24 protein-coding genes are annotated in these 17,529 nt (G+C 58.8%); 6 read left to right on the top strand and 18 right to left on the bottom strand.

The features are described 5' to 3' along the window. Positions 1-511: 511 nt before the first annotated feature. Positions 512-736 (bottom strand): hypothetical protein, encoded by a 225-nt coding sequence (locus tag AC3WLX_RS11240; protein WP_492335954.1) that lies wholly within the window; start codon positions 734-736, stop codon positions 512-514. Positions 737-1,213: 477 nt separating this feature from the next. On the opposite strand from AC3WLX_RS11240, the gene AC3WLX_RS11245 reads away from it, so the two are divergent. From AC3WLX_RS11245 to AC3WLX_RS11255, 3 genes are all read left to right on the top strand, one after another. After that, a complete protein-coding gene (locus tag AC3WLX_RS11245; protein WP_492335955.1) occupies positions 1,214-1,396 on the top strand; it encodes a hypothetical protein in 183 nt (60 codons plus the stop codon). Between the two features lie 172 nt (positions 1,397-1,568). Next, positions 1,569-3,536, top strand: a complete 1,968-nt coding sequence (locus AC3WLX_RS11250) for a hybrid sensor histidine kinase/response regulator (RefSeq protein WP_492335956.1) — start codon at positions 1,569-1,571, stop codon at positions 3,534-3,536. 285 nt (positions 3,537-3,821) lie between these two features. After that, complete coding sequence (locus AC3WLX_RS11255) at positions 3,822-3,971, top strand: hypothetical protein (RefSeq protein ID WP_291621562.1); 150 nt, start codon at positions 3,822-3,824, stop codon at positions 3,969-3,971. A 302-nt stretch (positions 3,972-4,273) separates the two neighbouring features. On the opposite strand, the gene AC3WLX_RS11260 is transcribed toward AC3WLX_RS11255, so the two are convergent. Together AC3WLX_RS11260 and AC3WLX_RS11265 are read right to left on the bottom strand one after the other, a co-directional pair. Continuing rightward, the gene (locus AC3WLX_RS11260; RefSeq protein WP_492335957.1) at positions 4,274-5,878 is read right to left on the bottom strand and encodes a recombinase family protein; all 1,605 of its coding nucleotides are present in this window, start codon (positions 5,876-5,878) and stop codon (positions 4,274-4,276) included. A gap of 231 nt (positions 5,879-6,109) precedes the next feature. Then, the gene (locus tag AC3WLX_RS11265; protein WP_492335958.1) at positions 6,110-6,328 is read right to left on the bottom strand and encodes a hypothetical protein; all 219 of its coding nucleotides are present in this window, start codon (positions 6,326-6,328) and stop codon (positions 6,110-6,112) included. A 197-nt stretch (positions 6,329-6,525) separates the two neighbouring features. On the opposite strand from AC3WLX_RS11265, the gene AC3WLX_RS11270 reads away from it, so the two are divergent. Beyond that, a complete protein-coding gene (locus AC3WLX_RS11270) occupies positions 6,526-6,951 on the top strand; it encodes a hypothetical protein (protein ID WP_492335959.1) in 426 nt (141 codons plus the stop codon). Positions 6,952-7,034: 83 nt separating this feature from the next. Here AC3WLX_RS11270 and AC3WLX_RS11275 read toward each other — a convergent pair whose 3' ends face one another. After that, positions 7,035-7,379 carry a response regulator gene (locus AC3WLX_RS11275; protein WP_492335960.1) on the bottom strand — a complete coding sequence of 115 codons (345 nt, stop codon included), beginning with the start codon at positions 7,377-7,379 and terminating at the stop codon, positions 7,035-7,037. A 285-nt stretch (positions 7,380-7,664) separates the two neighbouring features. Here AC3WLX_RS11275 and AC3WLX_RS11280 point away from each other — a divergent pair, with 285 nt between their 5' ends. Further along, positions 7,665-7,919: a DUF7662 domain-containing protein gene (locus AC3WLX_RS11280; protein ID WP_492335961.1), complete on the top strand. Its 255-nt coding sequence runs from the start codon at positions 7,665-7,667 to the stop codon at positions 7,917-7,919. A 261-nt stretch (positions 7,920-8,180) separates the two neighbouring features. Here the strand turns inward: AC3WLX_RS11280 and AC3WLX_RS11285 are convergent, their stop codons facing one another. Both AC3WLX_RS11285 and AC3WLX_RS11290 read right to left on the bottom strand, forming a co-directional pair. Continuing rightward, positions 8,181-8,384: a hypothetical protein gene (locus AC3WLX_RS11285; protein WP_492335962.1), complete on the bottom strand. Its 204-nt coding sequence runs from the start codon at positions 8,382-8,384 to the stop codon at positions 8,181-8,183. An 86-nt stretch (positions 8,385-8,470) separates the two neighbouring features. Next, positions 8,471-8,701 (bottom strand): DUF6894 family protein, encoded by a 231-nt coding sequence (locus AC3WLX_RS11290; RefSeq protein WP_492335963.1) that lies wholly within the window; start codon positions 8,699-8,701, stop codon positions 8,471-8,473. A 532-nt stretch (positions 8,702-9,233) separates the two neighbouring features. On the opposite strand from AC3WLX_RS11290, the gene AC3WLX_RS11295 reads away from it, so the two are divergent. Next, on the top strand, positions 9,234-9,437 hold the full coding sequence (locus AC3WLX_RS11295; protein ID WP_492335964.1) for a hypothetical protein: 204 nt from the start codon (positions 9,234-9,236) through the stop codon (positions 9,435-9,437). A 176-nt stretch (positions 9,438-9,613) separates the two neighbouring features. On the opposite strand, the gene AC3WLX_RS11300 is transcribed toward AC3WLX_RS11295, so the two are convergent. The 12 genes from AC3WLX_RS11300 to AC3WLX_RS11355 form a co-directional block, all read right to left on the bottom strand. Further along, positions 9,614-9,940, bottom strand: a complete 327-nt coding sequence (locus tag AC3WLX_RS11300; RefSeq protein ID WP_492335965.1) for a hypothetical protein — start codon at positions 9,938-9,940, stop codon at positions 9,614-9,616. Further along, entirely contained in the window at positions 9,937-10,152 is a 216-nt protein-coding gene (locus AC3WLX_RS11305; protein WP_492335966.1) for a hypothetical protein, read from the bottom strand. Before AC3WLX_RS11305 ends, AC3WLX_RS11300 begins: the two co-directional genes overlap by 4 nt. Before the next feature lie 165 nt (positions 10,153-10,317). After that, positions 10,318-10,560: a Pam3-gp28 family putative phage holin gene (locus AC3WLX_RS11310; protein WP_492335967.1), complete on the bottom strand. Its 243-nt coding sequence runs from the start codon at positions 10,558-10,560 to the stop codon at positions 10,318-10,320. A 30-nt stretch (positions 10,561-10,590) separates the two neighbouring features. Then, positions 10,591-11,250 (bottom strand): peptidoglycan-binding domain-containing protein, encoded by a 660-nt coding sequence (locus AC3WLX_RS11315; protein WP_492335968.1) that lies wholly within the window; start codon positions 11,248-11,250, stop codon positions 10,591-10,593. 17 nt (positions 11,251-11,267) lie between these two features. Next, positions 11,268-12,377: a hypothetical protein gene (locus AC3WLX_RS11320; protein ID WP_492335969.1), complete on the bottom strand. Its 1,110-nt coding sequence runs from the start codon at positions 12,375-12,377 to the stop codon at positions 11,268-11,270. Continuing rightward, a complete protein-coding gene (locus AC3WLX_RS11325) occupies positions 12,374-12,931 on the bottom strand; it encodes a hypothetical protein (protein ID WP_492335970.1) in 558 nt (185 codons plus the stop codon). Before AC3WLX_RS11325 ends, AC3WLX_RS11320 begins: the two co-directional genes overlap by 4 nt. Further along, positions 12,928-13,770 (bottom strand): hypothetical protein, encoded by an 843-nt coding sequence (locus tag AC3WLX_RS11330; protein WP_492335971.1) that lies wholly within the window; start codon positions 13,768-13,770, stop codon positions 12,928-12,930. The genes AC3WLX_RS11325 and AC3WLX_RS11330 overlap by 4 nt, the downstream gene beginning before the upstream one ends. Positions 13,771-13,779: 9 nt before the next feature. Beyond that, positions 13,780-14,367, bottom strand: coding sequence for a hypothetical protein (locus AC3WLX_RS11335; RefSeq protein WP_492335972.1), 588 nt, complete (start codon positions 14,365-14,367; stop codon positions 13,780-13,782). A 1-nt stretch (position 14,368) separates the two neighbouring features. Continuing rightward, positions 14,369-15,754 (bottom strand): three-fingered domain-containing protein, encoded by a 1,386-nt coding sequence (locus AC3WLX_RS11340; protein ID WP_492335973.1) that lies wholly within the window; start codon positions 15,752-15,754, stop codon positions 14,369-14,371. Between the two features lie 13 nt (positions 15,755-15,767). Beyond that, positions 15,768-16,067: a hypothetical protein gene (locus tag AC3WLX_RS11345; RefSeq protein ID WP_492335974.1), complete on the bottom strand. Its 300-nt coding sequence runs from the start codon at positions 16,065-16,067 to the stop codon at positions 15,768-15,770. A gap of 12 nt (positions 16,068-16,079) precedes the next feature. Further along, a complete protein-coding gene (locus AC3WLX_RS11350; RefSeq protein WP_492335975.1) occupies positions 16,080-16,487 on the bottom strand; it encodes a hypothetical protein in 408 nt (135 codons plus the stop codon). Between the two features lie 12 nt (positions 16,488-16,499). Continuing rightward, positions 16,500-17,522: a hypothetical protein gene (locus AC3WLX_RS11355; RefSeq protein WP_492335976.1), complete on the bottom strand. Its 1,023-nt coding sequence runs from the start codon at positions 17,520-17,522 to the stop codon at positions 16,500-16,502. Between the last annotated feature and the right edge of the window lie 7 nt (positions 17,523-17,529).

Genomic DNA, 17,529 nt, shown 5'->3' on the forward strand with positions numbered 1-17,529 from the left:
AACGGGTGGGCGACTTCAAATCGGAATGGTGGGCGAGATCATCTCGGAATCCTGGGCGACATCGATCGGAATCCGCACATATGATCCGCAATTGAATCGGCAGCCAGGAGCTTGGGGCTGGAACCCGAGCCTTGCCATATTTTCCCGAGGCCGGCAATGCGTACAAAACGCACGCCGGTAGTTGTACGGAATCCATTTCCGGAACGGGGTGTTCTATGGAAAGAACACCGGCGCGATTTGAGCATCAGCCAATTTCAACTTGTCGGGAAACGAGCCGCAGTGGGGCTGGACCGCACTGCGGCTTTTCCTTTTCCAGTCGCTACTTCCTAGCCTGCTCGATCGCGCTCCGTCCTAGGGCGTGTCCTCATAAATGTCAGCTTCCGACATTAAGCGGAAGCCGCCCCGCTTAGTCGGCATGGACGGCTTCTGACCCGAAGCAGACGTTGGCTCGCTTAATCTATTGTGGGTGCGTAGCCTGTTGAGCCATCGCTCAAGCGCTTACTGAGCGCCCCTAGTTGGGATCTATCCCGCTCGCATGCACCGGCGGCGCGCTTTCGTTCTTGCTCTCAAGTGACGCCAGCAGCTTCGTTAGCAAACGGAGTCGGCGCAATGGGCGCTCGGCAGTCCTACCTTGGCAGACAGTCAAAGCGATTTCTTCGATCTCTTCATCCATGCGACGCCGGATGCCCTCGATCAGTCGCGCACGATGTTCTGCATCATCGAACAGAATGAGCATGGCATGCTCCGACCGCTGACCTGCTCAATCGTAGCACATGCTAGTCCAAGTTCCAGTCCCCGCCATTGTCTGCCACAGTGCTGCTACGGGCAGGTCGCGTAAACGCAGCTTGTGCCGAGAGGTTGAAGGCCCGCCAGCTCGCCAGCCCCGGCGGGCCTCCCTGGGGCAGGGAGCGTAAGTTCCTCAAAGGAACAGCATTTTCTCTCCGCGACGAAATACAGCTGAAACAAAGCAGTGCTTTGTTAGCCATACCGGGGCTGGCTCATAGTTCACTTAGACCTCTTTCACCCGGACTATTTTCGAGAAACGAGGCCGCGGCGGCCCCTGCAGCGGCCTCATTTTGTTACAGTCGATGGGGGACGTGCATCAGAGGGCAGGACGGGTGTGGCGAGCGCGAGACCGTCCGGCGAATTGACTAGGATTTTAGATCGCCTCTAAACTCGTTCCAGCCGGAACGTAGCAGTTTGGGGCGGGATCATGCCGAACTTTCGTGCGTACATCATCGACGCCGATGGGCACATACAGCGTCGAATCGACCTTGAGGTCGCGAACGAATCAGCAGCAAGGGATAGGGCTAGGCAGCTCGTTGATGGGCATGCCGTCGAGCTTTGGGATGGCGCGACGAAGCTCGCCCGCTTCGAGCCGATCCGCCGGCATTGAGCGTCCATGAACGCAAACGTTTTGCCGGAGATGTAGACACAAGTATTAGTAAACGATACCCGCCACCCCGGGTGCCAACCTTTTTCGAGACAAGTCGTTTAGGTATTAAGGTACGGAACTAATAACCTGCCTTGGCGTTTCATAGATCCGCTGTTCTGCCGCCCCAGGAAAAATGAGCCAATCATTATTTGAACGCACCGGGGATGCGCGCTTCGAGCTGCTTGTAAATGCTATTGTCGACTACGCCATTTTCATGTTGGACCCTGAGGGCCGCGTTCGCACTTGGAATGCCGGCGCAGAAAGGCTCAAGGGCTATTCTGCTGATGAGATCATCGGAAAGCCTTTCTCGACCTTCTATACGCCTGAAGAACGGGACAAAGAAGCTCCGCAAGCTGCATTAGCTGCTGCACGCGAAACCGGCCGTTTCCATTCCGAAGGATGGCGAGTGCGGAAGGACGGCACCAGGTTCTGGGCGCTGGTCGTGATCGACACCATCCGCAATGAAGCGGGCGAACTGATCGGCTTCGCGAAGGTTACTCGGGACATCACAGAACGCCATCAGGCTCAGCTCGATCTCTTGGAGAGCGAACGCCGTTATCGCCGACTTGTCGAAGCGGTCGTCGATTATGCGATTTTCCAGCTCGATCCAGCAGGTAATGTGAGCACCTGGAATCCGGGCGCGGAGCGGATCAAAGGCTATACTCCATCCGAGATCATCGGGCATCACTTCAGTCAGTTCTACACGCCGGAGGATCTTGAGCTTGGAATACCGAAACGAGCTCTCGCACAAGCCGCCGAGACGGGTCGCTTCGAGGCTGAGGGGTGGCGAATGCGTAAGGACGGCACTCGTTTCTGGGCCTCCGTTATAATAGACCGTATTTCGGACGATGCGGGCAATCTCGTTGGATTTGCGAAGGTTACCCGTGATCTGACCGAACGTAAAAAAGCGCAGGACGAGTTGCGGACGGTCCAAGAACAACTAGCAGCGTCCCAAAAACTCGAGGCCGTCGGCCAATTGAGCGGCGGCATCGCACACGACTTTAACAACCTTCTTATGATAGTGCTCGGCAACATCGAAACTGCTGAGCGGCATAGTCGCCATCTTGTAGGCAGCGTGAACATCCAACGCGCGCTCACAAACGCGAAACGAGGCGCACAAAGGGCTGCGGCACTGACCAGTCGCCTGCTGGCCTTCTCACGACGACAAGCGCTAGATCCCAAACCGATCAATCTCAATACGTTTATAAACGGCTTGCAGGATTTTCTGCAACGCACGCTCGGAGAAGGGATCGAGGTTCAGACTGTCGGAAGTGCAGGTCTTTGGCAGATCGAAGCCGATGCAAATCATCTTGAATCGGCAATCATCAACCTCTGCATCAACGCTCGCGATGCCATGCCCAGTGGCGGCAAACTGACAGTAGAAGCCGTGAACGTCTCGGCCGATGACGACTATTCCCGGATCAATCCGGAGCTGTCGCCGGGTCAATACGTGGTGGTGTGCGTAACGGACACCGGCAGCGGCATGTCGAACGACGTCTTAGAGCACGCGTTTGAGCCCTTTTTCACGACGAAGGAGCCTGGCCAAGGAACGGGACTTGGGCTCAGCCAAGTCTACGGCTTCGTCAAGCAATCGGGTGGCCACGTCAAGATCTACAGCGAGGTTGGCCAGGGCACCAGTATCAGGATGTACTTCCCTCGCTACTATGGAAGCAGTGTTCCGACCGAAACCGAAGCCGATGAGACAGTGCCCGAAGCCGAGAAGTTGGAGACTATTCTTGTTGTCGAGGACGATGCAGACCTCAGGGCCTACGTAACGGACGCTTTGAAAGACCTTAATTACCGCGTTATTTCTGCGCCAAGCGCACAGGCTGCGCTGACCACTCTGCTGCAGGACACGCCTAAGGTCGATCTTCTGCTCACCGACGTCGTGATGCCTGGGATCAATGGCCGCGAACTCGGCAGACGGGCTCAGCAGATCCGTCCCGGCCTTAAAATTCTTTATATGACAGGATACTCGCGTAACGCAGTGGTTCATCAGGGCAGGCTGGAGGAAGGAGTGGACTTGCTGGAGAAGCCCATCTCCCTGGCAAAACTGGCGCTTCGCGTGCGAGAAATGCTGGATCGTAAAGTTGCTGATTAGCGGCACCACTTGCCTGATTGCGATTTCCGCTTATGGCCCTTCTCGGACCTCGCAATGTCCGCTTCCGCGCCGCTGCTGGGAGATGAGCGGACATCGCGGTTTATGAGTACACGCCCTAGCCCAGAATTGCGCCCGGCGAAGTCGGCGCCTGAGTCGCGGCGGGCAAAAGACTTCCGATGTAATTCCACCGCTTTACAACCTGAGGATAACTGGCGGTAGGTCAGCGGGTCTGTATTTTCCGAATCGTTGTGCCGTGCTCGCTCACACAGCGTTCAGGAGTGCGGTATGAGCCAGTTTCTATCGATGCTGCTGATGGTCGTGGCAGTCGTTTTGACCGTCTGTTTCGGAGTGGCGGCATGGCGGCTCTCCGATGGCACCGATATCACCGGCCAGATCCCACAGCAGCTTTACGATAAGTCGAAGTCAAACAACTGACGCTGCACTTGCGCTTGGCTAGCGTCAGGCGTGCAACGTTGCGCTGCACGAGGGCGCGCCTGAATCGGATGGGCGGGTTCATCGTCTCAGACGAAGACATCTGTTCACTTAGTGTCCTTATCCCCTCTGCGGATGTCTCAATACGTGACACAAAACCTTGGCATGTGTTGTGCACACTAATGATCACCGGGGAATTGCCATTCCCCCCGGGGCTGGAAGCCCGCCGCCCGCGTCATATTTAAGCGGGCGGCGTTTTTGTTGGGTGAACGGCCACGGCCATTTCCGGGGCTCCACTGCGGATGTCATCTCCCGCCGTGCGGAACTGATTTCCGACTGGCGCCGGTTGCCGAACGCCTCGCTTTGCGCGCCTTGAAACGAAGCACGGCCTCGACGGCCTCTTCCAGGGTTGCGAACTGGCTGTTGTTGATGTTGCCAGGCGTGCGCTCTCCCGTGAGCAAAAACGCGCCGGTCAAGCGCGCAGGCGGCAGCACGACATAGCTCATGACCTCGCGATTGTCCTCGTCCATGCGTGCGACCACGACGAGATCGGCCCGTTGGTCGATGCAGCGCCTGAGGCCCCACCGCGGAAATTTGCCGCGGGCAATGTTCGCGCGCGCTACTGCGATCGTGACTTTAACTGCCCCATCAATGGTGATGAGGCCTGTTTTCGGGTCGAAAGCGAGCGAATGCCCGAACGCAACCAGTTCGTCGACAAACTCCTCCCTAACTTCAACCAGAGTCGCGATGACCGCGCGGCGCCCGTCTTGATATCTCAGGCTGTCCGGGTAGTAGTCGATCGCGGCATAGGCTTTCCTGAGGCTACCGAACCTTTTGATATACGCGCCGTTGCCGGGAAGATCGAACGACGCATCGATAATCGACTTACTCAGTTCCCCTTTCCGGACCAGCAGGGCCTTCAAGCGGTCCAGCATGTCGCGATCCGACAGCAGCAGCCGTCGGCGGCTGGAAATCTTCTGAGCTTTCCAGAACAGCGATGGCTTCACGATGGGCGCAAACGATGCCTTCGAGCGGATCCAAGCCTCAGGCGGGTTTGGTTTGGGTTTCTGTCCCAGCTTCCAGTTGCTGCGATTGTAGACGTTGACTCCGATATAGTGCTCATTCTTGAGCAGATAACGGAGCGTCCAGCTGGTCCATCGCCGCCCGAACTGGTTCAGAATGCCCTCGCCGTTCAGCTCCTTGGCGATAGCCGACGGGCACTTTCGCTCCTCGACGAATGCACGGAAAATGCGCTGGACGACCTCCTGCTCCTCCGGTGGGCCGGGTCGCAGCAGCACTCGGTCTTCCTGTAAGGCCTTGCGCTGGCCGTTGGCTAGAAATCCCTTCGATCGGCCAGCCGCATCAACAAGCTCACGACGCAAGCCATAGCCCGCGGAACCACCTTGGCGAAATCCAAGTGTGACCAGGCGGCATTGCGCGGCGAAAACCTTTTTCGATAGATCAAGGCTGAACTGACCGGCGCCGATGCGCTTCAGCTGCTTTGCGATGTTCGACATGAAGCTGCCATCGTTGTCGAATTGCTCGGCACAATACTGAACCGAAACGCCGGCGCTTCTGCAGATGAACTCATAGTGGGCGCTTTCATCCGCGTCCTGGAAGCGGCCCCAGCGACTGACGTCGAACACAAGGATCACCTTGAAATCCGCCCTTGCCGTCTTCACGTCATGAAGCAGCTGCTGCAGCGCGCTGCGGCCCTTGATCGTTAATCCGCTCCTCGCCTTGTCGATGTAGCTTTGCACGATCTCCAGGTCGTGCTCGATCGCGTAGGCTGCGATCGCAAGTGCCTGGTTTGCGGTCGAATATCTTTGCTGTTCGCTGGACATGCGAATGTACTGCGCGGCCCGCACCCGCACCTGGCTTGCGTCAGCAACCCTTCGCGCCTGCGCCATGTCCCGACCCCTTCGCCGATGCCATGGTTATGCCACAGCTCTTGACGGGAGTTCGGCAAAGCTCGCCGATGGTTGGTACACTCCCAACCGATCGCGCAAGCTTCGACTCTAGTTTTTGCGAATGCCTTTAGGCGCGGCACCGCTTGAACCCTGCAGCCTTCAGGATTCGGCGCGAGCTGCTTAACAAGTGCGCCACCGGTCTCGCATATCGCTCTTCTTTCCATCGAAGGATCATCGAACCAACGAAGAAAAGTGTTGGCTCACCCACCCCAAGGCAGCCGAGCCGAGAAGCGAAGCAAGCCCGGCCCATAACCATGAACGCCCGCGGGCGGCGCTGATCGACCTCAGATACAGGAATGCGCCCAGCAGCGGACCATAGTTACGTCGGAAGTCTCCGTTAAGTTTTGCAATCCTGAAGAGTTCGGACGAGCCCTCGTCTTCGTCGGCCATATGTGCTGATCCTTGTTGATGAACCAGCGCTTCATGAACCACTGTTTTGCCCGACGGAGCAACTTCAAATTCGGTATTTCAAAATATTCCCGTTCGCTCACGTGTTAATGCTTGACCAATCTATTTGATCCGACAGCACGTGACCCTGCTATCCCTAGCGGCTTGCTTCCGGCTCCATTCGCCGGAATCTATCTCCCATGAGCACGAAGTCGCGTGAGGTCATTTGGGGCGGCCGGATCATGGGCGCGAAGATCCACGCCCAGGGCGCCCGTGAGCGCGCCGAGGCAGCCGTTCGCGAGGCTGACAGGGCGGAGGCGGAAGCCTGGTCCATCCGTATGGAGGGTTACGGCGGCCCTGCCCAGCCCTCCCCGACGATCGGTCAGTGCATCAACGGAGGGCTCCTGTGGCTTGAAGTGGAGTGCGTCCGATGCAAGCAGCGAGCGAGCCTGCCGCTCGACGCCATCCGCCGCCGCCCCGATACGCCACTCTGGAAACTCGAAGCTTCGCTGAAATGCCGATCCTGTCGCACACCGCGCTACGCGCCACCTGCCCGCATGATCAAGCTGACCGAAGCAAGGCAGATCACGCCTTATAAATGGGTGCACCCCACCGAGGAGCGTTGAAGGTCGGTCAGCTCCTCGATCGAAAACGGCTTGCTTGCCGAAGCTACTGGGCTAGGCGCCGCTAGGCCATCGGTTTAAAAGCCTCAGCACAATCCGACGGTTTGCTGCATCATCCGGGCGAGTTCCTCCTCATCGAACGGCTTCCGGATCATCGGGAAGCCATCTCGCCGTCGCTCCCGGCCGGACAGTTGGAGGATCCTGAGCTCGGGACGAAGCCTCCTGGCGCGCTCGGCCAATTCGTGTCCGTCCATGCCGGGCATGTTGATGTCCGTGATCAAAATCGAGATCCCGATGTTCGAACCGAGTGCTTCCAAGGCTTCCGTGCCGCTATTCGCTGTCAGCACGTCACACCCCAGGTTCTCCAGCATGTTTGCGACGACCTCGAGCACCATGTGATCATCATCGACAACCAGGACGATGTGTTTCATATCGCCACCTCCCCACGAAAACGCGAGTAGATGCGCTGCGTTCCCGCCTTCGAGGTGACAGAAGACTGAGGCCGCCTCACGGCCCTTTGTGTTGCCGGCAGCAGGGTGACCGCTGCAGCCAAGTCGCTGACCTCATCTGCGCGTTCTTGCTGGCATTGTCTTCTCTGGTCGGGCCGGCGTCCAACAGCCTTGGTCATCGTGAATCTGGCCTGCTCACGCGTTCCCAACTCCCCCGCTTGCACCACAACTTACCTTGATGTTCAGTGGCCTTTTTGGCTAGATCCAATGAGCATCTACGATCCACTCCGGCAAAAGCTCGAAACGATGCGAGGGCGATCGCTCACTCTCTCATTCTCCGAAATCGATGACATTATTGGAAGGCCGCTGCCAAGGTCTGCCTTCAGGTTCAACTCCTGGTGGGGTAATGAAAGCTCCATGAAGGCGGGTCACGTACAGGCAAGAGTTTGGCTTGAAGCCGGCTTTCGCACATCGAACGTTTCTCTCAGCCGAAGGTCCGTAGAATTCACCCCCCTCTCCTGAGACAACCGGCCGATCCTAAGGAAGTTTGACAGGCGGCCTGAGGCGACTTTCACTCGCTCTTGCTCAGGGAACGGCCCCCAAACGGGGCGACGTATTAGTTGTCTTGCTACACGAGTTGGTCGATTGCCCGAGCTCGTGCTTCCATCTGGTCCGCAAATCTTTGCAAAACGCGCGCAATCTCTGGCGGAAGCTGTCGGGCGATCCGTCTCAGCTCTTCAATATCCCTTTGTACTTCTATGAGCAGTTCGATCGGCGATTTGTTCATCCCGGCGGCCGCAAGCCCGGGGACTGTATCCAATCACTCAGATGAGCGCCGGTCTCGGCAATCCTCGCACGTCGCAGCAAGCGCTCGCGTTCCGCTCCGGCCGGCAATTGACTAGCCTGCTCTTTGAGCTTGGCTGCCTGCTCGGCCATCCGTTCCTCAAGGGAGCGGGTCTGCTTCAGTCTCCGGCGGTGCTCGGTCATCGGCGTCCTCCTGAAAGCCTTGCAGGGAAGATAAACAGCAAAGGGTGAGTTCCGTTCCAAAGGCGGAACGGAGGGCAGCGGAGCAGCTACTTCAATTTCTTCGATGTGATGCCGATGAAAAAGAGCGGCTTGCCGGCTTCGTTCGCCACCTCCAGGCTCCACACTTGGCCGGGCCGGAACTTACCGTCTATGTCATTCAATAGCGCGCCCGCGTAGCTCGTAGCCTCATGCCACGCGGCTTCGTCGTTCGGGAGGTCTTCGCCTTCCTGATCTTGGTTGGGCGCAACGTTATAGACGTGGAAGAAGTACCTGGGCATGCTCCTCAAATGCATGGCAGCGTTGGTAGTTCCTGCAACACTTAAGGTCGCATGCGCTGGTCTATTGCCGCTCCAGTTCTCCTGGAACGACTGAGGCTGCCTCGCTCTCCGCCAGTGTCGTAAAGCTCCGTTCTATGGCCTCAAGGTGCGAGCGGCTAAATGGGTTGGTAGCCTGCTCTCTTGCTAGCCGGTAACGCTCGGATTCAGCAAGGTACTGTCCAAGCGTCATGAACATCCGGCGGCTCCCTTCAACGGCGCGAGGAGGTCGCTTCGTAAGTTGCTGCAAGCCCAGCTCCTGAGGTCTCGCTCTCGGGAGCCGGCTCCGTCGTCGATCCTTGGCCAATGAACGTAAGGACATCATACAACGTAGCTCGTTCGGTCGTGCCCCGTCTTTCGAGCGCGGCAACTGTTTGGCTTATTTGGTGGCTCCGATAGGAAGACAGTCCGTCGGACGGCCTCATGGAGGCCCTTGTAAGATAGGTTAAAGACAGACTCGGGAAATAGTGGCAATTTCGCAGAGCGGAGAGCACCTATGAAGAAGCCGACGCAGGTCCTGTTTCGACGAGACCAGTTCAAATCGATTGTCGAAATCGAGCGGAGACTCGCCGCAATCGAGGAAATGCAGCGTGTTCTCTCAAATGAGAAATTCGATGCTCGACACATTTCCGGAGGTATGGGAACGGCTTCGCAAGATGATGCGCATATCGGGACTTTTCAGCAAAAAGCAGGGGAATGAATTACACCTCCCATCGGCTGCGAACGACAATCGAGCCGACTGGAACTCGCCATTTCCAGCCGAGTGGTGGGCCTCGCCCTGAGGTCACTCAGACGGGTCATTAGGTTGATCAAGGCGACACATCCTAAACAATACTGCAAATAAAGCCCGTTGAAGCCCCGCTGCACCTGAGTGCGTTAGCGCTTGTACTCGCCATCCACGTTGCCGCGGCGCTCCTGAATGAAGCCATTTCCACGGCGCAAGTCGGCTATTTCCTTGTTCGCCGTTTCGATCAGCCCCTCAACGGCGACAACGCGCTGATCAACAAGCGCTAACAGCTTCTCCGTCGCGTTTTGCTTCTCGATCGCGGTTGCGATGATCTTCAATGTGTCTTCAACGGCCTTGACGCGATATTCGAGCATGTCGAGTCGCCCCCCGAATTTGTACCATCCCCCGATGAAAGCGATGATGGCGAGTGCGACGACGATCAGGTTCCCGGCGTTGATGGTCGGATCAAAAGTCATGTTTTCCTATATCCCGAGCAAAGCTGCCGGTAGGTCAGTTCGTTGGCGAGCAAGCGTCGCTTCACTCCGGGAGACGCCACGATGGTGCCATCGCCCTTTTGCAAAACCACCTGATTGTAAACCTGGCAGAAGCTGTCGATCTGCTGAGGTGTGCAGCTACTTGGGTTCAAGGCCACGAAGCTCAGCATCAACGTCGTCATCAGAAAGCGCATTCACTCTCTCCAGAATTGCCTTGCCCACGTCCGTCTTTTTCAGGATGGCCTCGGCCTGCTCGGCTATGGCCTGGTCGTAGCCATACGAGATCAGCTCGCGCTCACGAGCCCATGTTATGATCGTGGAAGCGATCTTGAGAAGCGTGAGCGCGAGAGAAAGCCAAGTCATTTGGTGACGACGCCGGTCGCCTGGCTGACGGTCGGAACGTCAGAGCGCGCCGCGGTCGCTGCGGGAACGGTTGCAGTGCCCGCCTTGACGAACAGGCCCCAGCCGACCGCGAACAGTGTGCCGAGAGCGCCGATGATCGAAGTCACCTGGTCGGCCGTGACCCACCCCTTGCCCGTGGCGAAGCTGCCGGCGGCAATGAGGATATAGCGGATGATCTGCCAGATCGTATCGGAAGTCATTTCAGTCTCCATGGATGATGCGCGATGCCGTCACGCGGCGGATTGCTTCAAGGCTGCCCACGTCATGGGACCGCACACAGCGTCGGCGACCAATCCGTGAGCGGCCTGGAACTGCTTCACTGCGGCCTCTGTCTTCGGGCCGAAGTCACCATCGACCGCGACCTTGATGTCGGCGGCGAGAAGCAGGGTTTGCAGGCTCTTGACCTGATCGCCCTTGGCCCCCTTCCGAAGGGTCGGCGGCGGCGGGACATAGTCCGGCTGGATGACGGGATCCACCTGCACCGCGGTGTTGATATCCCAGTCCCGCGTGTCGTCTGCGAGCGCGCCAGACATGATCGAAATATGGCAATGATGATCGTGCGGGTTGGCCCCGCTGTACTTGCGCCAGACGCCCGGCTGCGGACCGGCCGGACCTGAACCGATACGGTGGTTCGAGATCACGTATTTGAGCCTCTTGTCCTGCTTCGCCAGCAGCATGTCCGCGAAAGCGTAGCTATCGAAGCCGATTTTAGGGTCGTGGGTGATATCGATCGCGTGGACCACGCCGGAACTGTCGGGATTATGGTCCGAGACACGCGCCGAATGAGACGTATCCCCGACACTCCCATCCGATTCCTTGGACCGTTTCGGCCATTTTTCGTTGACTTGAGCTCGCAGCTTTTCAAGCCCGCGAGCGAGGCGCCAGGACATTGGTCTCTCCATCTTCGCTATTGAATTCGAATGCCGGTGATGTAGCTGGACAGATTGCCGCCGCCCGCATTGGCAGCGTTGATCTTTCCTGACGTCGCGGTCTGTTGATTGGAGCAGGCAATGCGCAAATTGCCGGCTGGGCTCGTGACTATCACGTTGGTGAACGTGACATTCGCGCGACCGTTGGCTGTCGTGGTGTTGATCCCGCCCGTGGCAAACGTCGTGGTGCCGTCGTAGAGCTTGCAGAAGAATGGATCGCCAGTGGAATTGGTCGTGCTTAGCAGCACATTTCCGGACACCACCCACGTTCCGGACGTGCCTTGCGTCATCATGGGGCCGTCGTAGTAGGTACCGACAGTTCCAAGGCTGACGTCCGCACTGATGAAGTTGCTGGCGGTCATCAGAGAGACTGCAAGCGAGCCGGTGGTAGTGATTGGCCCACCTGTCAGGCCGTAGCCGGAGGCCACGTTCGTAACCGTACCCGTACCAGCCGTGGCGTTGCAGCCGAAAGTATGGGTCGTCGTCGAATAAGTCAGCGCGCCCGTGCAGTTGTTGATCGCAATGGCGCTGGCGGATGTCGATCCCCAATAGCCGATAACTGAGTCCTGCGTTCCGGTAGCAAGCCCGCTGAGAGCAAGAGCCCCAGCCGAACAAGTGCCGGCGCCTGTTCTAGAGATGACGCCCGTTGACGACAAAGCCGCGATACAGTCGAGATCAGTGTCCCAGGCTTGAACATTGGCTCCGATGACTAGGCCAAGGTTTGTGCGCATCGTGGATGCAGTGCAATCAGTCGGGTTCGCACTGCCGGCGGTAGCGTTGCACTTCGTCGTGTTCGCCGCCATCGTAGCGAGGTGAGCGTTTGTAACTTTGTTGGCGCCGATCGCCGTGACGCCAGAGGCGCTCATCGTGACATCGCCAGACAGCGCGGCGCAGATCGGATCTGCCGAGGTTTGGCCGATCGGAATTTGCGCATTGCCGCAGATCAGCGAAGTGAAGCCTTGAATGCCAGGGCCCTTGCCGAGCGCGAAGGCATGGTTAGAAACTGACCCAGAGGTTTGGGCCCGGGCGGAGGCAATAAAAAAGCCCGCCGAAGCGAGCACCACAAGCAGCCTGTAGTGGGATTTCATATCACGTATCCGGCTCCAGAAATGGGATCAAGATTGACGCTCGCGCCATTGGCGGCGAGGACCCAGCTCGCAAGGTTCGCTTGAAACTTGTCAGAACCGGAAAGCGCAATGGTGATGTTGTTGGTCGCGGCATCCCCCTTCCAATCAACGATCTTGACCGGACACGTCTTGATCGAAGCCAAGGGCATGTTGAGCGTGATCGGGGCGCCTACGGTCTGATTGACCTTCACGATACCTGCATTTGGCAACACCGGGACCGGCCCGCCTGTGGTAACTTCCTGCACAACCTGCGTAGCACTTGCCAGTAGCGACGAAATGCTTTGTAGCTTGTATGTCTCGCTTGCCCGATCAAGGACCACCACCATAGCGGTGCTCGGGTCAACAATGGGAGCCTCGCCAACCAGATCGTAGTCGACCCCAAACTGATAAGTGCCGTCGGAGCGCAGAACCGTCAGAAAGTTGTCCACTGAGACATTCGCCGGGAAGCGAACATCCGTCTTTGCTTTGAATACGCTAAGCCTTGCTATCTTGAGCCGGACGGACTGCGTCGTCATGCAGGGGGTCCTCCATCAACGATGGCGACCGACGCGGCCAGAATTTGGGTGGTAAACCCCTCAAGTGTCATACGGCAGAAGACGCTATACTGAGCGCTGCAAAGGCTTGCCATCGAAGCCGCGTCGAAGTGCCACTGAAATGTGTAGGCGCTCGTTAGCGTGATCAGATCGTTGTCAGTAGTCGCCGTGAGCACAGGCGTATTGGGGCAGTCAGAAGGACAGAGGTAGGCCGCGATTGAAGCGCCGGAAATGTCCAACTGCGTCCCATCCTCTTGAATGAGTTCGATCGCGAAAATCCAATCCTCCCGGTTCGAGACTGCTCCCAGCGAGCCTGTGTACATCTTTAGCTTTCCCAAAGGATTGATCAGACTTCCGGTGACGAGCGCAGCGAATGCCGCGCCGTCTTGCAGTTCCGCGGCAGCGAGGGAGCCCGAAGCCGGGTTCGAAACGCTGATACTAAACGCAAGTACGTCCGAGGCCTCGGCAGCGGCTAGAATGGCAATATTTGCGCCTGCCAGGCTCGCCGTATCCGCTGGCTCCGTCGCCGCGAAGCTGACTCTAACCGCATAGCCGGCGGCCATTGCCGCGGCGTCGGCGGCCTCCGTCGCCGCAAGCGAGCCGAAAACACCTGTACCGACGAAAGCGGCTTTATCCGCGATCTCGGTCGCAGATAGTACGCCAGAAACGCTTAATCCGACGGCAAACGCCGCGGTATCGGTTGGCTCAGTCGCCGACAGCGACCCGGATGCAGCCACCGATGGCGCAAAGCCGCGCCGGACCACCAGGGGGATTGATCCGCCGGAGCCGTACCCGCGTGTAACGACCGAACGGATCGCCATGGCAACGGACTACCTTGAGATCGCGGTCGGGTTGGTCCCGTCGTTAAGCGTGGCCGTGAACGCCGTTGTTGAGTTATCCAGCTTCCTCACCGTTTGGCTCGTCCCAGAAATGGCAAAGCTCATGAGCATCTGGTGGATTGCGTAGAGCGCCTGTATCGGCGTCGGCTGCGCTCCATTTGCAGCGTAGGATTCCGTCATGGCTACGCTGCCCTTGGCAAAATCGAACGAACTCTGCAGATCGAACGAGGCGAGCTGGATTGCCATGGAGGCTTGCACAACGCCGGTTCCCTTGAGAGTGACGACAACGCTGTCACCCGCGCCTGTTGCTAGCGCCGCGTCCGGAATGTCGAGGCGATAGAGCCCCGGCATGTTGGTCGCATCAACTTCCTTGAAGCCGCCAGATGACCACGCTGAGTTCGCTGCGGCGAGCGTCGCCAGCGTAATCGCTGTTGGCGACGCACCGCTGCGGACATAGTATGCGGTAAGCCCTGAGGTATTGTACGCCAGCCCCGTCTTGCGCCCTCCGGTGGTCGAACTCGAATCCAGGAGGTCGAAATAGACCGTTTGGCTCGTTGCACCCTTGGTGATGATCCGCATGTTAGATCATGCCTCCGCGCATGCCGGGGTGAACGAGAATTCCAGCAGAGCCACCGCCGGCGTCGAGGTGCTGCAGCGCGCCGACGTCGAGGAAATTGCTGTTGGCAGGCACTGGGAACGAGGCTGGGAACGATGCGCCGCGCAGCAGCGCGCCGCCGCCAGCGTCGCTATTGAGGCGGAAGTCGAGCGATGCCGCATTGACGAAGAATGACGAAGAGCCGGAGATCGGCAACAGGTCGCCCCAGAACTTGCCGCCTGCGATTTGCGAGCGCCCTGACGTGTTGTTGTAGTCCGCGCAATTGATGAGCGACAGCGTGCCCGCATTGAGGCGATAGCCATAGGCTCCATTCGCTTCCGCGATGCAGTTGATGTAGACGGCCCCGGAGAAGTTGACGGGGTTAAAGCCCATCCCTCCATTCCCATAGGAAACGCAATTCACCAGATAGCAGGAACTGCTATATCCATCGCAATTGTTGCTGTAGGAAATGCATGCGTAGCACAGCGATCCGGTGCCAGACGTCGCAAAAGCCCCCTGGTTCAGCGTCACTGCCAGACCGTTGTCGTGGGCGACGCACCAAAGGCACGTAAAGAAGTTGATCGGGATTGCTACGCAGCCCGTCACCTCACATAGGATTGCGATGCCGTTCGAGTTCTGAATCAGACCGCCGGCGACCCCGTTCATTCCCTTGACGTAGTACAAGATGCCCGACATCTGCGTGCAGCGGCTGCCGGTCTGCGAATTCGCATCGAGAATGATATGCTGTACGTGGTAATTGGCGTTCAAGTTGCCGAACAGCGGAACGCCCGTCACGCCGGCGCCGAGCTGGAATGTCGGCCTGTTGGCCTGTACCGGCCACACCCACATGGCCCGCGTCGTGTCATACCCGACATAGGCCGTTCCCGCCGTCCCGGAAACGATCCCTCCAGAAACGTTTGTCGACGCCGTCGTCGCTACATAGGGCGATGCATTGTACTTGATAAACACGGTCATGCCGGCGACAGTCGCGACGCCGGCCGCCTTGCCAGGCGATGCGAACGCGCCTCCCATCTTGCCGGGACACGTCTGGCCGGCCGTCCCGAGCGACCGATCGACGGTCCAGCGATTGTTGACGGTATCAGCGGCCGTGATCTCGTACACCCCAGCCGTCGCTGTTCCACCAGCGATCTGCACCGCATTGCCGACATCCGCGGCCGTTACGGTGTAGTCCGCAGCATTCACGTTCAGCTGCGTCGTCGTGCTGTGCACCACGGACGCGCTGGTTAACGTCGCCCAAGGCGTGTCCGACTGCGAGCGATCCGCGCCAGTGGCGCCGGCTTTGAAGCCGCCACCGTTGGTGTCGTCGCCAGTCAGCCGGACCTCGAAAACGAATGCGGCGTTGAGCGCCATCGCTTGCGGCCCTTTAGGAAGCCGACAGTGGCCGAACGCATGGCTTGGCGATGATCTCGGCATTGGCCTGGCCGAGCATCGCGATCAGCACGCCAACGGCGAGCTGCACCTGCGCTCCAGTCAGGCGCGACACGCCCTGCCCTTCGCGCCCGTCATCGAGCGCAGTGGTGTCGTTCGGAAACTTTGCGTCGAGGCCACCGAACCATAGCGTCTGCATCGCGGAGATCTCAGCCGACAGCGCGCGCGCCTTCTCGCACAGGGGGCGTACCTGCTCATTGACGAAGCGCACGGCTTCAGGATTTGTGATTGCCATAGCGTGCCTCTGCTAGCCGTGCGTGATCGTGCCAGACGTAACCGTCACGGTCCCGCCTGAGGCAATGGTTGTGGTGCCAAGAATGACATCCGTCCCTGAGGTCCCGACCGTGAGTCCGGAAACAATGACGGTACCGGCGTTGTTGCGGATCTCCGCTTTTGCTGCCGTACCGCCCGCGCTGGCCGTCGCGGATAGTGGAGTGCCGGCGAGGTTCAGCACTTGAGACCCAACGGTAAAAGCCGGGTTTTGCAGTGGAATAGTGGCCAGGACGCCGGTCGCGCCCGATAAGCTCGACGTTCCGATCACAAGCGATCCGGCGGACCCTGATCCGGTCCCAGCAGCATAGGTCTTTGAATTCACCGCGTCGTTGACGACATTCAACCTGTTGTCCTTGACCGTGTTCGAGTAGACCACTGACATTCGGGTTGTCTCCTAAAGCTTGATATACGTGGTCATGAGGATGGTCGGCTGGACGCGAGAGAACGGCGTGCTCGACCCGCCGCCAACGCTGCCGGTGAATGAAGCTGATGGTGCACCGAGGGATGTGCTGCCGTTGTTTCCAACAAACGAAATCTGGTCGATGACGGTGACGCTGGAGCCGCCGCCTACAGGGATCACGGCAAACCGAAACGGCACAGAGGAGGCAGCAACACTCACCGTTCCAGACGGTGTGATGGGCGGAAGGTTCGGCAGGGTCAACGCAACGGTCTCGCTCGCGCCGCCATTGCCGAGCACGGTCCCGCTGACACCAAGCCCGACGCTGGTCAGTCGACCCGCCGCCGAATTGCCCATATCGTCGAGACCGGCAATGACGCGACCTCGAGCATCCGGCAGCGCGATCGTCTTGTTTGCCGCCCAATCGGCAGCCGCCGAAGCTCCACGGCCACCACTGACCGCAAGGTTTGCATCGGCCCCCCAGAGATATTGGAACAGCGCTTGTGTATCGGCATTCGCGCGCTCAGTTGCGCCGGATGTCGCCGATCCGATCGTCCGGCCATTCGCCCGAACGAACCCGCTCAAGGCGCCTGTACCATACATCTGAATGACGTGGCCGGTCTGAAGGATGGTCGTCGGGTCGACGCTGCCACCACCACCGCCACCGCCAGAGCTCGGGCCGAGAACCAAAAGGTTGTCGCCGACAAAGATATCAAGGCCGTTCTTGTCGACCACGCGGATTTTGATCTGACCATCCGCGAGGAAGAACTGCGGCAGACGCCCGGTCGAGTCGCACGGGATAGGGTTCGGCTGCGGGATTGTTAGAGCCGAGTCCTGATAGCTGTTCTGCGGTGTCGCGGTGGTGCCAGCCTGGATCGTGTAGGCCTTACACCCGATGGCGACCTTCCCGGTTTTATCGAACTGCGGCGTGAGCGAGAAGCCGGGTAATGTGCCGGCCCCATGAGCGCTTGCTGCCAGCAGAAAGAGCGCCGCGAGCGCAGCGTAGATCCGAGCGGTCATGTGTGAG

Source organism: Bradyrhizobium sp. FW305-F6, assembly GCF_058782905.1.

Coding starts and splice junctions, on each gene's coding strand:
- AC3WLX_RS11285 (WP_492335962.1), bottom strand. CDS start 8,384: ATGACCGAGCACCGCCGGAGACTGAAGCAGACCCGCTCCCTTGAGGAA.
- AC3WLX_RS11265 (WP_492335958.1), bottom strand. CDS start 6,328: ATGGCCGACGAAGACGAGGGCTCGTCCGAACTCTTCAGGATTGCAAAA.
- AC3WLX_RS11310 (WP_492335967.1), bottom strand. CDS start 10,560: ATGACTTCCGATACGATCTGGCAGATCATCCGCTATATCCTCATTGCC.
- AC3WLX_RS11280 (WP_492335961.1), top strand. CDS start 7,665: ATGAGCATCTACGATCCACTCCGGCAAAAGCTCGAAACGATGCGAGGG.
- AC3WLX_RS11260 (WP_492335957.1), bottom strand. CDS start 5,878: ATGGCGCAGGCGCGAAGGGTTGCTGACGCAAGCCAGGTGCGGGTGCGG.
- AC3WLX_RS11345 (WP_492335974.1), bottom strand. CDS start 16,067: ATGGCAATCACAAATCCTGAAGCCGTGCGCTTCGTCAATGAGCAGGTA.
- AC3WLX_RS11240 (WP_492335954.1), bottom strand. CDS start 736: ATGCTCATTCTGTTCGATGATGCAGAACATCGTGCGCGACTGATCGAG.
- AC3WLX_RS11295 (WP_492335964.1), top strand. CDS start 9,234: ATGAAGAAGCCGACGCAGGTCCTGTTTCGACGAGACCAGTTCAAATCG.
- AC3WLX_RS11320 (WP_492335969.1), bottom strand. CDS start 12,377: ATGAAATCCCACTACAGGCTGCTTGTGGTGCTCGCTTCGGCGGGCTTT.
- AC3WLX_RS11270 (WP_492335959.1), top strand. CDS start 6,526: ATGAGCACGAAGTCGCGTGAGGTCATTTGGGGCGGCCGGATCATGGGC.
- AC3WLX_RS11315 (WP_492335968.1), bottom strand. CDS start 11,250: ATGTCCTGGCGCCTCGCTCGCGGGCTTGAAAAGCTGCGAGCTCAAGTC.
- AC3WLX_RS11335 (WP_492335972.1), bottom strand. CDS start 14,367: ATGCGGATCATCACCAAGGGTGCAACGAGCCAAACGGTCTATTTCGAC.
- AC3WLX_RS11355 (WP_492335976.1), bottom strand. CDS start 17,522: ATGACCGCTCGGATCTACGCTGCGCTCGCGGCGCTCTTTCTGCTGGCA.
- AC3WLX_RS11300 (WP_492335965.1), bottom strand. CDS start 9,940: ATGACTTTTGATCCGACCATCAACGCCGGGAACCTGATCGTCGTCGCA.
- AC3WLX_RS11245 (WP_492335955.1), top strand. CDS start 1,214: ATGCCGAACTTTCGTGCGTACATCATCGACGCCGATGGGCACATACAG.
- AC3WLX_RS11255 (WP_291621562.1), top strand. CDS start 3,822: ATGAGCCAGTTTCTATCGATGCTGCTGATGGTCGTGGCAGTCGTTTTG.
- AC3WLX_RS11340 (WP_492335973.1), bottom strand. CDS start 15,754: ATGGCGCTCAACGCCGCATTCGTTTTCGAGGTCCGGCTGACTGGCGAC.
- AC3WLX_RS11250 (WP_492335956.1), top strand. CDS start 1,569: ATGAGCCAATCATTATTTGAACGCACCGGGGATGCGCGCTTCGAGCTG.
- AC3WLX_RS11350 (WP_492335975.1), bottom strand. CDS start 16,487: ATGTCAGTGGTCTACTCGAACACGGTCAAGGACAACAGGTTGAATGTC.
- AC3WLX_RS11330 (WP_492335971.1), bottom strand. CDS start 13,770: ATGGCGATCCGTTCGGTCGTTACACGCGGGTACGGCTCCGGCGGATCA.
- AC3WLX_RS11275 (WP_492335960.1), bottom strand. CDS start 7,379: ATGAAACACATCGTCCTGGTTGTCGATGATGATCACATGGTGCTCGAG.
- AC3WLX_RS11305 (WP_492335966.1), bottom strand. CDS start 10,152: ATGCGCTTTCTGATGACGACGTTGATGCTGAGCTTCGTGGCCTTGAAC.
- AC3WLX_RS11325 (WP_492335970.1), bottom strand. CDS start 12,931: ATGACGACGCAGTCCGTCCGGCTCAAGATAGCAAGGCTTAGCGTATTC.
- AC3WLX_RS11290 (WP_492335963.1), bottom strand. CDS start 8,701: ATGCCCAGGTACTTCTTCCACGTCTATAACGTTGCGCCCAACCAAGAT.